We start from the raw sequence: 13608 nt of genomic DNA, 5'->3' as shown, positions 1-13608 counted from the left end.
TTTTTTTAATGATCTACAAATAAAGTAATCTATTAAAACAAAAAACGGCCGATAAATCAATATCGGCCGTTTGTCTTAAACTGGTGTTAACTTATTTCTTCTCAGCAATATATTTATCACTGAACTTTTTATCCAACTGTTTGTGTAGATTATCAAGATTAATATCCCTACCCTGAATAAAAGCCTGCTCCACTTTGTTGGTACGCATATCTAAAGCATCACCGGCAGAGATAAAGAAAGTAGCATCTTTGCCAGTTTCGATACTGCCCGTGGTTTTATCAATGCCCATCGCTTTTGCAGCGTTTAAGGTAATGGTTGATAAAGCTTTTTCTTTGTCCAAGCCCCAAGCCGTAACCGTACCGGCCATAAAAGGTAGGTTGCGCTGTTGCCAGTAACCATCAATACTCAATACCACATTTAAGCCTGCATTAGCCAATATTGCAGCATTTTTGTAAGGCATATTTACATCGTCGTCATTGTTGTTGGGTAAAGCATGAGGCTGTTTCACCACCAAGGTTATGTTGTTATCTTTCAGGAAATCGATGATCAGGTAAGCTTCGTCTGCACCGGTGATTACTGGCGTGATGCCAAATTTCTTAGCGAAATTAACGGCTGCTACAATATCCTTCTGACTATCGGCCGCGATGAATAATTTTTCGTTACCAGCGAATACTTTTTTCATCGCTTCGAATCGGGTATTAATTACTTCTGGTTTGCCCATTTCCGAATAGGCTTTTGCCTCGGCAAAGAAGGATATTAGCTGCACAATGGCAGCCTGCGTTCTTTCTGCTAAGCTTTCTGGCGATTGTTGCGGTCTGCCGAAAGCACCAAAACCACCTCTGAAACGTGGCGTAACTGGCCAGGTCATGTGCATGGCATCGTCGGTTTTAAGTGCTGCATCTTCCCAGTTCCAGGCATCGAGCTGAACAACTGATGAACTGCCCGAAACTGTACCGCCTTGTGGTGTTGGTTGAGCCATTAACACGCCATTGCTACGCAAGGTAGCCGGAACTTTCGAGTCGGTATTGTAAGCCACAATAGAACGGATGTGCGAGTTGAAATCGCCGATTTCCTGAAAATCCAATGTTGCTTTTACGGCTTCAATTTCGGTTAAACCCAGGTTGGTGGTTGCGGCAATAATGCCTGGGTAAATATGTTTACCTGTAGCCACAATGCGCATTACATCATCCTGTGGAACCTGTCCGTTGGCGGTAACCGAGATAATTTTTCCGTTGCCAAAAAGGATGGTGCCGTTTTCGATCACTGTTCCATTGCCAATATGCACGGTTGCACCTGTAATGGCAATGGTTTTGCTTTGTTTTTTAGCTGGCGATAGGTTTGCCTGTGCAAAACACATTAGGCTTGTTGCCGATAAAGCCAGACTGAATAAATATGTTTTCATGTTAGTGTGCATGTTCTTTCTCGGTTAATTCTGCTGAATAGTTTTCTAAAGTTTCGCAATTGTACAGGCGTGGTGCATCACCCAATGGGCGTTGTGTACGGCTACCTTTGCTTTTGCTCTCTAACATCTTTTGGATCAAGCGTGCTTTCTCTGCTTGTTGTGTTTTAATTACCAACGCATCTTTCTCTATATCCCAATAAGGAACACCATCTACAAAAGTTTTTTCTGCCCTGGCATAGATAGAAAGCGGATTGGCGGTCCAGATCACCACATCGGCATCTTTACCTGCTTTTAAACTGCCCACCTTATCATCAATGTGAAGCATTTTTGCCGGGTTTAAGGTTACAAACTTAAAAGCATCTTCTTCAGGAACGTTACCGTATAAAACTGATTTTCCTGCTTCCTGGTTTAAGTGACGGGCCATTTCGGCATCATCAGAATTGAAAGCCGTAGTTACACCAACATTATGCATAATTTTTCCATTGTAAGGGATGGCTTCGGCCACTTCGTTTTTATAAGCCCACCAATCGGAGAAGGTAGAACCTGCAATGCCGTGCGCTTTCATTTTATCGGCTACTTTGTAACCTTCTAAAATGTGCGTAAAGGTATTGATCTTGAATCCTAAGCTATCAGCCACATGAATTAACATATTGATCTCGCTCTGCACATAAGAGTGGCAGGTAATGAAACGTTTGTTGTTCAAAATCTCAACAATAGCATCTAATTCTAGATCTTTACGTACGCTGTTACCTTTCACTGATAAAGCTTTTTCATATTCTTTTGCACGGGTAAACTCATCCACAAAAGTTTGCTCAACACCCATACGTGTAACCGGGAAACGGGCACCTGTACCGAAATTACTTTGTTTCACGTTTTCGCCCAAAGCAAATTTAATGAAGCCATCGGCACCTGCAAATTTCAATTCCTCTGGCGATTTACCCCAGCGCAGTTTAATCAATTGCGATTGGCCACCGATTGGATTGGCTGACCCATGCAAAATTTGTGAAGTGGTTACACCACCGGCCAACTGGCGGTAAATGTTTACGTCTTCTGAGTTGAGGATATCGGCAACGCGTACTTCGGCAGAAACCGATTGTGCACCTTCGTTAATACCACCTGCTCCTGCAATGTGCGAGTGCTCATCAATAATGCCAGCGGTTACGTGTTTACCGGTAGCATCGATCACTTTTGCGCCGCTTGCCGAAAGGTTTTTGCCAACCGCTTTAATTTTTCCGTTTTCTAAAAGTACATCGGCATTTTGGAGGATTCCGTCTTTTTCATTCGTCCAAACGGTACCGTTTTTAATTAAAACCGTTTCTTGTTTAGGCAGTTCAGGGCTTCCGAAGGCAGAGAAGGGATAAATTACCGGCCCCATGGCCAAAGTGCTTTTTAGCTCTTCTTTTTTAGGTGTTTCTTTTGCGGCTTCTTTATAAGTTGCTGTAAATTTTCCCGTATTGCCATCAGCCAGAGCCGATTCGCCTTTGATGGTAATGGGATTTGCCGAGGTAATGTAACCGCTTAACCGGACATCACCCTTAGGATTTTTCTTTAGGTTGAAATTGATGCTTACCCAATCGCCATTTCTGGTAAAGGTTGCTGTGGTTTTAACACTATCTACACCGGTTCTTTCAATAGCGGCTGTCGATCCGCCACCTGTTCCGGTAATTTTTAGGATTAAAGCACCAATACCATCAACGTTTAAATTATAAGTGCCGCGTACATCGCTCACATCCATTTTGTTAACAATGAAACGTTTGCCCTGTACCCAGTTTTCGAAAATAATGTTTCCGTTTTTGAACAGGTTATCAGATGAGATTAAAAAATTGGCTACTTTTCCTTTTTCCAGGGAACCCACTTTATCGCTGATGCCCAAAAGTGAAGCAGGGATTTCGGTAACCGATTGTAAAGCTTGTTTTTCGGTTAAGCCGTTTTCTATTGCCGTGCGGATATTTGCCCAAAAATCGCGGCTGTTTTCTAAGCCAAATGCAGTTAGTGCAAATTTAATTCCCGCTTTTTCTAAACTTGCCGGGTTGGTTGGTGCCAGTTCCCAGCCCTTCATTTGTGATAATGTCAGGTTTCTGGCTTCTGCAGGATCTTCCACATCGTAAGCTTTAGGGAAAGTTAAGGGGATAATTAAACTAGCTCCGGTAGCTTTAACCTCGTTTATGCGTTGGTATTCATCACCTGTAGATTTAATGATGTATTTCTTGCCAAATTCTTTTCCGATTTTATCGGCACGCAGGATGTTCTGCCATCCATCTACCTCAAATAGCTGTGGCATGGACTGTTGTTTCCCAAATTCGTCCAAAGAAATGTTAAACTCATCTTTTTGTTTGCCATACCATTGTGCATCATAATAGGTTTGACGCAATAAAGCAATGGAACCCATTAACGAAGTTGGGTAATCGTTTGATGAAGTTCCTTTGTTAAACGAATAATTTGCTGCGGTTTGATCTTTTAAGAATACGCTGTTATCTGCGCCCTCGTTTAAAGTTACAGCAGCAGAAACGCCGCGGGCAATACCATCGCGGTTAATTACATTTACACTACCAAAGCCTACCTTACGTAATTCATCTGCTTTTTTGCTGTCGGTAGAAAATATGCTTTTTACATAAGTTTCTGGCCTGATTGATTCGTTCCAGCCATAAGCACCTTTTTTGGTAGAAACGAAAATAGACTGACGTTGACCGCCGAAACCGCGCTGTTGTGCAGGTGTTTCGCTAAGGCCATAACTGGTAAAGGCATCAATTAGGGAGGGGTAAACAAATTTTCCTTTAAGGTCGATTACCACGTAGCCTTTAGGTACGGCTAAACCAGCACCAATACCCTGTATGGTTTGTCCTTTGATTAAAAGTGTGGCATTTGTTAGAGTCTGGTTGGCATTAACTACTATTGTTGCGTTGGTGAAGGCAAACATTCCAGGTCGGGTATCGAAAGAACCGTTAACGGGAAAGGAAGTTTGCTGTGCAAACAGAATTGTAGTAGAAAATACCAGCCCGATGGCAAGTAAAATTTTCTTCATAATAAGTTTAGTGTTTTTTTTGTTTAAAACTAATATAAATAAGCGTTCAATCTGTTGAATATCCTATTTTTTACAATTAATGTCTATTTTTGAGTCATAGAAATTTATTGATATGAACGATATTTTAAAAAGTGCCCACTCTGGATGGCGCTATGTGGTTTTTCTTTTGCTAATTATTGCCGTTGTTAGGGCTTTGTCTGGCTGGTTCGGTAATAAAACCTATACAGAAGGTGATAGAAAGCTAAATGTTTTCACTTTAATCAGTGCACACATTCAATTGTTGATTGGTTTGGTACTTTATTTCAGCGAAGGCTGGTATAAGTTAAGTAGTGCCGGTGCACCAGCGGTGCGTTATTTTAAAATGGAGCACATCAGTATGATGATAATTGCGATTATTTTAATTACTGTTGGTAATGCTAAATCGAAAAAAGTTGCTGACGCTGTTGCAAAACACCGTACCATTTCAGTTTTCTTTGGCTTAGCATTGATTTTGATTATTGTAACCATTTTATTAATGGTAAAAGAAGTTCCGGGTAGATCGTTTTTTGGGGTTTCATAGTAATTATAAAAAGCAGGGGGCTGGGCGCATGGCGAAAAGCATAGATAATCAAGATTAATCCTGTGCTGTATTCGACTTCGGACTCCCGACTACTAACTTCGGACTAAATTTATTTTCATAATTATTTCCATTTTTGGAAATTCTTTATATTTTTGTTGCTCATGATCAACAATATACATACATGGCTTTGGCAAAGTAATTCGAACGAATTGCGCTGGCTGCGTATGAACAAAATATAGTTTATCAACCTAAACCTTATTAAAGAACCATTAAAGCCCGGCGTAGAACCACACGCCGGGCTTTTTATTGTTAAAAAATACGAAATACAAACCTTAAGCCCTATAGCTTACACCATTTACCTTTATCATGTATAAAATTAATACGACTTACAAAAAAATGCTTGCCGATACCACAACACCAGTGAGCATTTATTTACGCTTACGTGATGTGTATCCTAACAGCATCCTGTTAGAAAGTTCTGACTACCACAGCAGAGAAAACTCGATGAGTTTTGTTTGTGCCGACCCGGTAGCGGGAATTATTTTAAAGGGATCGCGATTAGAGACTTATTTTCCTGATGGTGCCGTAGAGATTACCGAAAGTAAAAACCTGATTGAAGAAATTACCGATTTTAAAGATAAATTCAGAGAAACGGAATTACCCGAAATCAAATTTATTTCGAGCGGTCTGTTTGGCTATTTTACCTGGAATGCAGTACAACATTTTGAAGATATAAAGTTTACTTCTGAAACACCAGAGGGTGAAGAAATTCCTGAAATGCAGTATCACCTGTACCGTTATATCATTGCCATCGATCACTTTAAAAATGAAATCACCCTTTTCAAAAATACTTTCGAAGGAGAAGAAGAGGGGGGGCTTGAAAAAATGGAGTACCTGATCCAGAATAAAAATTACCCTGAATATAAGTTTCAACTTCGCGGTGAGGAAAGTTCAAACCTAACCGATCAGGGATTTATGGATCTGGTAGAGAAACTACAAAAGCATATTTACCGCGGTGATGTTTTCCAGATTGTGCCTTCAAGAGCATTTAAACAAGCATTTTCTGGTGATGAATTTAATGTATACCGTTGCCTGCGTTCGATAAACCCATCTCCTTACCTGTTTTATTTTGATTATGGGAATTTTAAATTGTTCGGTTCTTCGCCAGAGGCACAGATTACCATCAAAAACAATTCGGCCAATATTTTTCCAATCGCAGGGACTTTTAAACGCAGCGGAAACGACATCGAAGATGCTGAACAGGCCCGTAAATTAGAACAAGACCCGAAAGAAAGTGCAGAACATGTAATGCTGGTTGATTTGGCCAGAAACGATTTAAGCAGGCACTGTAACCGCGTGGAGGTAAAATCTTTTAAAGAAGTGCAATATTATTCGCACCTGATCCACCTGGTAAGTAAAGTGAGTGGTCATTTGCAGGAAAATGTAAGTGCTTTTAAAGTCGTTGCCGATACCTATCCGGCAGGTACCTTAAGTGGTGCGCCAAAATATAAAGCCATGCAGTTGATTGACGAAAACGAAAAGCTGGGCAGGAATTTTTATGCTGGTGCAATTGGTTTTATGGGCTTTAATGAAGATTTTAACCATGCCATCATGATCAGGACGTTTATGAGCAAGAATAATGAACTGCATTACCGTGCGGGTGCAGGTATCGTGGCCGATTCTGTTCCCGAAACTGAAATGCAGGAGGTGAACAATAAAATTGCAGCTTTGCGTAAAGCGGTGCAAATGGCAGAGGGAATATAGTTGGGAGTGAGGAGTTTTTAGTTTGGAGTAAAATCCGTTAACAGGAAATAAAATGGAAAATATAGATAAAAAAACCGTCTTAGTAATTGATAACTATGATAGTTTTACCTACAATCTTGTGCATTTAATTAACGAAGTTGGTTATGAAGCAGAGGTTTGGAGAAATGATAAGTTCGATCTGGCCGATGTAGATAAGTATGATAAAATATTACTTTCACCTGGGCCTGGCATTCCGGAAGAAGCTGGTTTGTTATTGGATGTAATTAAAACTTATGCGCCAACGAAGAGTATCTTTGGCGTATGTTTGGGCCAGCAAGCCATAGCCGAAGTTTTTGGTGGCACTTTACTGAACCTGGGCAGACCAATGCACGGAATTGCTACACCGGTAACTGTTGTGGATGGCGATGAGCCTTTGTTCTGGGAATGCCCGCAAACCATAAATGTTGGCCGTTACCATAGCTGGGTGGTGAGTAAAGAGAACTTCCCTTCGTGTTTAAAAATTACAGCAAGAGATCATAAGAATGAAATTATGGCGTTAAGGCATGAAACTTTAGATGTACGCGGGGTACAGTTTCACCCAGAAAGTGTGCTAACGGAGTATGGGAAACAGATGATGGAAAACTGGTTAACCTCAACCCCCTAGTGCTTTATTCATCCGGTTGTCATCCTGAACTTGATTCAGGATCTTACTGGGATTAGTTAACTTTTAGATGCTGAAACAAATCCGATAGCTATTGGATCTGCATGACGGATAAGTGAAATGAACATATTAGATAAAATAGTATTACGTAAAAAAGAAGAAGTTGCTGCGGCAAAAGCTTTGGTTTCTGTACAGGGATTAGAAAATTCGGTGCATTTTAACCGAACACCTTATTCTTTTAAGGAGTTTCTATTGGCCGAAGACCGTACCGGCATTATTGCTGAGTTTAAGCGTCGTTCGCCATCAAAAGGTTTAATTAATGGCATTGCCGATGTTGCAGAGGTAACGCAGGCTTATAATGCCGCGGGTGCATCTGCGCTTTCGGTATTAACGGATGTAGATTTCTTTGGTGGTAAAACCGACGATATTCTGACAGCAAGAGCGGCAAACCATATTCCGATCTTAAGGAAGGATTTTATGATCGATGAGTATCAGATCCTGGAAGCGAAAGCCTGGGGTGCTGATATTATTCTATTGATCGCCTCAATATTAACCCCTCAACAGATTAACGATTTCGGAAAGTTTGCAAAAGACCTAGGTTTAAATGTGCTGTTAGAAGTGCACAACCTGGAAGAGTTGGAACGGAGCATCTGCCCGAATCTGGATGCTATTGGGGTAAACAATAGAAATCTGGGCGATTTTACGGTAGATATCCAGACTTCGTTCGATTTAGTAAATAAAATCCCGAATGAATTTTTAAAGATTTCGGAAAGTGCGATCAGTAATCCACAAACTATCCGTGAATTAAAAACCGCAGGTTTTAACGGATTTTTAATTGGCGAGAATTTTATGAAGACTGATAATCCAGGTGTTGCGATAAAAGAATTTGTAGCGCAGATATAGATCGGGTTTTATAGAAAAATCGTCATTTCGACCGCAGTGTTCCAAAGGAACTCCCTTGGAGTAGAAATCTTTAGATGGACTTGTTGTTAAAAGATTTCTCGGCTACGCTTTGCTGCGCTCGAAATGATGGAATAACGAAGCTTAATGGATTTACACGTTGGCAAATTCGTATATTTGCCTCAATTACATGGGAAAACAAAAAACATATGATACTGCCGTAGTGCAGGAAAGGGCAATTTTAGTTGGAGTGGTTACACCTGGCGAAAAAGAAGCCCAAACAAAAGAATATTTAGATGAGCTGGCTTTTTTGGTAGATACAGCTGGGGGAAAGGTAGAGAAGGTTTTTACACAGAAGATGCTTAAACCAGAGCGTGCTACATTTGTGGGTACGGGAAAACTGGAAGAGATAAAGGCGTATGTGAAGTCCGAAGAAATTGATGTGGTGGTTTTCGACGATGAATTATCGCCGTCGCAACTACGTAACATCGATCGCGAACTTGGAGTTAAGGTTTTAGATCGAAGCAATCTGATCCTGGATATTTTTGCCAACAGGGCCCAAACTGCACAAGCAAAAACACAGGTAGAACTGGCGCAATTACAATATGTTTTGCCACGCCTAACCGGTATGTGGACGCACTTAGAGCGCCAGAAAGGTGGTATCGGGATGCGTGGTCCGGGTGAAACGCAGATTGAGAGTGATAGACGTATTATTTTAAATAAAATCTCTTTGTTAAAAGAGCGTTTAAGAAACATAGACAGGCAAAACGAAACGCAGCGTAAAAACCGCGGTCAGTTAATTCGGGTAGCTTTGGTTGGCTATACCAATGTTGGTAAATCGACCATCATGAATATGCTGTCGAAATCGGAAGTATTTGCAGAAAATAAATTGTTTGCAACTTTAGATACGACTGTACGTAAGGTTGTGATCGAGAATTTACCTTTTTTACTTTCTGATACCGTTGGATTTATCCGCAAGCTGCCTCACCATTTGGTAGAATGTTTTAAATCTACTTTAGATGAAGTACGTGAAGCCGATTTGTTGATCCACGTGGTTGATGTTTCCCATCCTAACTTTGAAGATCAGATTAATACGGTTAACGAAACGTTGAAAGATATTGGTGCGATTGATAAGGATATGATTTTAGTTTTTAATAAGATTGATGCTTATGTTTCACCTGAAGTTGACGATGAAGAGGATGATGGTAAGCTGACTTTAGAAGACTTTAAGAAAAGCTGGATGAGTCACGATAAAGTACCTGTATTGTTTATATCGGCCACAGAAAAAGAAAACTTAGAAGAGTTTAAAACATTATTGTACGATAAGGTTAAAGCTGCGCACGTGGCAAGATACCCGTATGATAGTAATTTGTTATATTAGATTAAATTCCGTCATTGCGGTGCGAAAATAAACCTTGTAGGTTTTTAAAACCGATAAGGTTTCATCATAAAGGCGATAGATAAATACATTATGGAAAGTAAACGTCAGCAGAAATTTGCAGGAGTATTACAAGAGGAGTTAGCACAGGTTTTTCAGCGTGAAGGTGCTGCATTTTTGCCTAATACATTGGTAACGATTACCCGTGTTCGGGTTTCGCCAGATTTGGCAGTGGCTAAAGTTTACCTGAGTTTTTTTAATACCAATAACACCACGCTTTCTATCAATACAGTTAACGCACATTCGGGCGAAATCAGGTATAAACTGGGAAGCAGAATCCGCCATCAGGTTAGGGTGGTGCCAGAGCTTACTTTCTTTGTAGATGATACGAACGAGTATGTAGAGCGTATGGATCATCTTTTCGATAAAATTGCAAAAGAACCCAGACAGAAGGACGAAGACAGCGAATAATCTTTGTGAGGAAGCTAAGGGAACCCGTTAATTTCTTCACTCATTTTATACCGGCATTAATTGCAGTTCCGGCTGGCTATATATTGCTCCAAAAATGCAATACACCTATTGAATATACTGCTGCCTGGATTTATAGCATTGGCACTTTTATTCTTTTTGGTGTAAGTGCCATGTATCATGGTTATCCGGCTACCGATTATGGTGTACGTTTTTGGCAAAAATTCGATCATTGCTGCATTTACCTGATGATAGCAGGTTCTTACACGCCAACTGCTTTGCTGGTCTTTGATGACTGGTTACGTTGGAGTTTGTTCGCCATCGTATGGATTATCGCTATTATAGGTTGCCTGCTTAAAATCTTTAACCAATTAAAAAGCACGGCTATCTCATTGTCTATTTATATTTTAATGGGCTGCTTAATTGTGCCTTTGTTACAGAAAATGCTAGGTACGTTACCTATTGGTGCAATTTTCTGGTTGCTGTTTGGTGGCATTTTTTACATTGCCGGAACTTATTATTACGCAAAGGATAAACAGCTCTTCAGGTGGATGCACAGTCACGAACTTTGGCACCTGTTTGTAATTGGAGGGGCCTTATCTCACTATATTTATAACTTCATTTATATTTTTAAGTAGATTATAAATGCAAACTTTTGAGCAGGTTATTCAAGCAAATGCGTCATTGATCTATAAGGTGGTTGATTTTGATGTAGAACGGGATCAGCTTTTATCTTTAGATTTTACAGCAGCAAATACTGAATTAACGGATGAGATTCTGGATAATACCGATTTATTTTCTGCCTGGGTAAATGGAAAATTAATTGATAATAATGCTCGTTATGGAATTGGCGGTTATGATGAACACCGCACTATATATTCACGAAGTGCTCATTTTGATGCCGGTGAAGAAGCCCGCAGGTTGCATTTAGGTGTTGATATTTGGGGGCCAGCGGGGACATCGATCTACAATTTTTATGATGCCACTGTTCAAAGTTTTGCCAATAACAACAACTTTGGCGATTACGGCGCAACCATTATCTTAACTTACGAAATCGATGGTTTTAAATTTAATGCGTTATATGGGCATTTAAGCCTAGCTTCGTTAAATGGGCTGGAGGAAGGTAAATTTATTCCGGCAGGCGCAAAAATCGCAGAATTAGGCTCAAAAGAAGAGAACGGTTACTGGCCGCCACACCTTCATTTTCAATTGATCGAAAATATGGAAGGATTAAAAGGCGATTATCCTGGGGTTTGTAGGTTTAGTGAGCGAGAAAAATACCTGGCAAACTGCCCCGATCCGAATTTGATTTTGAAGTCTACGTTTTCTTAGTTTAACCACAGCGCATATAGAGAAATTTTATGTGGTTAGCCACGGAAACACAGAAGGCACAGCGTTTTAAAAGATTTCTCTATTTCCCTTAATGTAAAATGGATACAGCTTACACTCCAGTTTGGAGGATGAGCAATTTTTCCGCGTTTCTGAGCTTCTGTGGCAAAACAACTCCTCTTTTCGCTGCGAAAAACTTTGCGTTTAAACCTGAATAAACCGTAAATTAGTATAATGAAAAACCTGCTCGCCCTTTCTTTACTTTTCTGCTGTTCATTGGCCATGGGCCAGGTTCAGTTTAAATCGGGTAAAAGCGGTTTTGTAAACTTCCTGAGAGAGAATACCATTTATCCGCAGTTCTCTAAAGATAATTGTATTCAGGGAACGGTAAATGTGAGCTTTAAGCTTGATGCACAAGGGAAGGTTTATTTTTCTAAAGTGAGTAAAGGAATATTATCTGATCTGGATGAAGAAGCCCTGCGCTTGGTGCGTTTAAGCAGCGGTAAATGGCAGGTTCCGGTAGGTTACGATACCACAGTTTCTATTGTGGCACCCGTTAATTTTAAACTTTCGGGCTATAATTGTGAAGGAAAATCAAATGAGGCCATTCAGGAAGCTATCCGTACTTACCTGGCTGAAGAAGGTTTAACCAACTCTGTAATTAATTTCTATAAAAACATAGACCAGGCAAAACCCGGACAAGAGGTTCAGATTATTGCCATTAAAAACCAGTTGGGCATTGATGATGAATACTTGGATGACCGGATAAAAATGGCCCTAAAAAAAATAAAACAGGGCGATAAACAAGGTGCTTGTGAGGATTTTTTATTTGTTAAATATATGGGGAGTAAAATGGTTGATGATTATTTAGCAAAGTATTGTAAGTAAATGAAAAACACAAGCAGATTTTTTGCCCTATTGGATATCATCAGCATTGCATTATTGGCTAAACAGTTTTGGCAGATTTTAACACACCTGAACGAAATTCCCGATCAGATACTCTCGCAGGCCAAGGTTGTTTTATTGCTGCCCTTATTTGTGTCGCTTTTTGTATCGGCAGCGGGTTTAATCTTATTTAAGAAATTCGGTTTTATTACCTATTATATTCAGTTTCCATTCCGTTTGGTGGTTTGGGTATTTTCTATCGGCTTTATTACTTATTTGCCAGAAGTGTTAAACCTCGGCGAACGTTGGTTTGATATTTTGTTCCGCATCTGTTTTATTGCCGAATTCTTCAGATTGTATTTTACCATTAAAATTCACCGTTCATCATTCTGATACACCAGGTAAAACCACCGTTATGGCAGCAGGCAGAATTTTTGCTTCAACGGTATTCACCCTGCCAATGTATTCTCCATCAACCTGAAAGTGTGCTTTATGTTTCGAAGAAATCTTAACCTCAGCGGTTTGAAATACTTCTATTTTTTTAGGATTGAAAGGCAATTTGGTGATCCATATTTTTAGTATTTCAAGATATGAGTAGTCTTTTACCAAAACCACTTCGAATAGATCGTCGTCTAATTTTCCGTCTGGGTTTATTTTTAATCCAGAACCATACATGGTTGCGTTCGCAATAGCCACCATTGCCGCTTTAGAAGTGATTGTTTCATCTTTAAGTTTCAATTGCACGTCCATTCTGCTGTGGTTCCATAAAGCATGCCATGTAGCCTTTGCATAACCCCACATGCCGCGTTGGGGAAGAGAATCAAATTTCTTTACCAGATAAGCATTAAAACCTAAATCGGATAAATGGATGCAGATTTCATCATTAAGTTTAACTACATGAATTTTTTGCAAGCGGCCTTCATCCAGAATAGCTAAAGCCAGTTCAATATCAGTCGGGATGCCTAATTCTTTCGCCATTCCATTTGCAGAACCGGCAGGGATAATCCCGATAGGGGTTTCAGTATGCAACAGACATTCAGCAACCAGTTTTAAGGTGCCATCGCCACCAACGGCTACCACACGATCTGCCTTCGCGCTTTTAATCCTTTCTTTTATCTGCTCTAAAGAGCAGTCTTCTGGTAATTCGAAAAGATCGATCTCCGTTTTTTTTGCATCGAAATGGGTAGAAATTACTTCCTTTAGGTTAATGTCATGGCTGCCCGAGCCTGGGTTGATGATGAATAATAATTTCATGTGTTAC

13 protein-coding genes are annotated in these 13608 nt (G+C 40.1%); 10 read left to right on the top strand and 3 right to left on the bottom strand.

Annotated elements, in window-relative coordinates:
* Positions 1 to 91 precede the first annotated feature (91 nt).
* Complete coding sequence (locus AC1DNH_RS16980; RefSeq protein WP_477578521.1) at positions 92 to 1402, bottom strand: amidohydrolase family protein; 1311 nt, start codon at positions 1400 to 1402, stop codon at positions 92 to 94.
* Between the two features lies 1 nt (position 1403).
* Positions 1404 to 4424 carry an amidohydrolase family protein gene (locus AC1DNH_RS16975; protein ID WP_477578522.1) on the bottom strand — a complete coding sequence of 1007 codons (3021 nt, stop codon included), beginning with the start codon at positions 4422 to 4424 and terminating at the stop codon, positions 1404 to 1406.
* A 112-nt stretch (positions 4425 to 4536) separates the two neighbouring features.
* On the opposite strand from AC1DNH_RS16975, the gene AC1DNH_RS16970 reads away from it, so the two are divergent.
* The 10 genes from AC1DNH_RS16970 (at position 4537) to AC1DNH_RS16925 (ending at position 12740) form a co-directional block, all read left to right on the top strand.
* Positions 4537 to 4983, top strand: a complete 447-nt coding sequence (locus AC1DNH_RS16970) for a cytochrome B (RefSeq protein ID WP_477578525.1) — start codon at positions 4537 to 4539, stop codon at positions 4981 to 4983.
* Between the two features lie 366 nt (positions 4984 to 5349).
* On the top strand, positions 5350 to 6747 hold the full coding sequence (locus AC1DNH_RS16965; protein WP_184465000.1) for an anthranilate synthase component I family protein: 1398 nt from the start codon (positions 5350 to 5352) through the stop codon (positions 6745 to 6747).
* Positions 6748 to 6799: 52 nt separating this feature from the next.
* Complete coding sequence (locus AC1DNH_RS16960) at positions 6800 to 7390, top strand: anthranilate synthase component II (RefSeq protein WP_029274530.1); 591 nt, start codon at positions 6800 to 6802, stop codon at positions 7388 to 7390.
* A 117-nt stretch (positions 7391 to 7507) separates the two neighbouring features.
* A complete protein-coding gene (trpC, locus tag AC1DNH_RS16955) occupies positions 7508 to 8290 on the top strand; it encodes an indole-3-glycerol phosphate synthase TrpC (RefSeq protein ID WP_477583915.1) in 783 nt (260 codons plus the stop codon).
* 187 nt (positions 8291 to 8477) lie between these two features.
* On the top strand, positions 8478 to 9668 hold the full coding sequence (gene hflX / locus AC1DNH_RS16950) for a GTPase HflX (protein WP_057931523.1): 1191 nt from the start codon (positions 8478 to 8480) through the stop codon (positions 9666 to 9668).
* Between the two features lie 90 nt (positions 9669 to 9758).
* Entirely contained in the window at positions 9759 to 10136 is a 378-nt protein-coding gene (rbfA, locus tag AC1DNH_RS16945; RefSeq protein WP_029274533.1) for a 30S ribosome-binding factor RbfA, read from the top strand.
* Positions 10137 to 10141: 5 nt separating this feature from the next.
* Positions 10142 to 10771: a PAQR family membrane homeostasis protein TrhA gene (gene trhA / locus AC1DNH_RS16940; RefSeq protein ID WP_477583914.1), complete on the top strand. Its 630-nt coding sequence runs from the start codon at positions 10142 to 10144 to the stop codon at positions 10769 to 10771.
* Between the two features lie 7 nt (positions 10772 to 10778).
* Entirely contained in the window at positions 10779 to 11465 is a 687-nt protein-coding gene (locus AC1DNH_RS16935; RefSeq protein WP_477625530.1) for a peptidoglycan DD-metalloendopeptidase family protein, read from the top strand.
* 231 nt (positions 11466 to 11696) lie between these two features.
* Positions 11697 to 12350: a TonB family protein gene (locus AC1DNH_RS16930; protein ID WP_477625529.1), complete on the top strand. Its 654-nt coding sequence runs from the start codon at positions 11697 to 11699 to the stop codon at positions 12348 to 12350.
* Entirely contained in the window at positions 12351 to 12740 is a 390-nt protein-coding gene (locus AC1DNH_RS16925) for a hypothetical protein (RefSeq protein WP_477625528.1), read from the top strand.
* Here AC1DNH_RS16925 and AC1DNH_RS16920 read toward each other — a convergent pair.
* On the bottom strand, positions 12732 to 13601 hold the full coding sequence (locus AC1DNH_RS16920; protein WP_477583904.1) for a diacylglycerol/lipid kinase family protein: 870 nt from the start codon (positions 13599 to 13601) through the stop codon (positions 12732 to 12734). The genes AC1DNH_RS16925 and AC1DNH_RS16920 overlap by 9 nt on opposite strands.
* Positions 13602 to 13608 lie beyond the last annotated feature (7 nt).

Source organism: Pedobacter sp. 01N310, assembly GCF_056399805.1.
The sequence above is the reverse complement of the archived record's forward strand: the minus strand, read 5'-3'. Positions and strand labels throughout refer to the sequence as shown.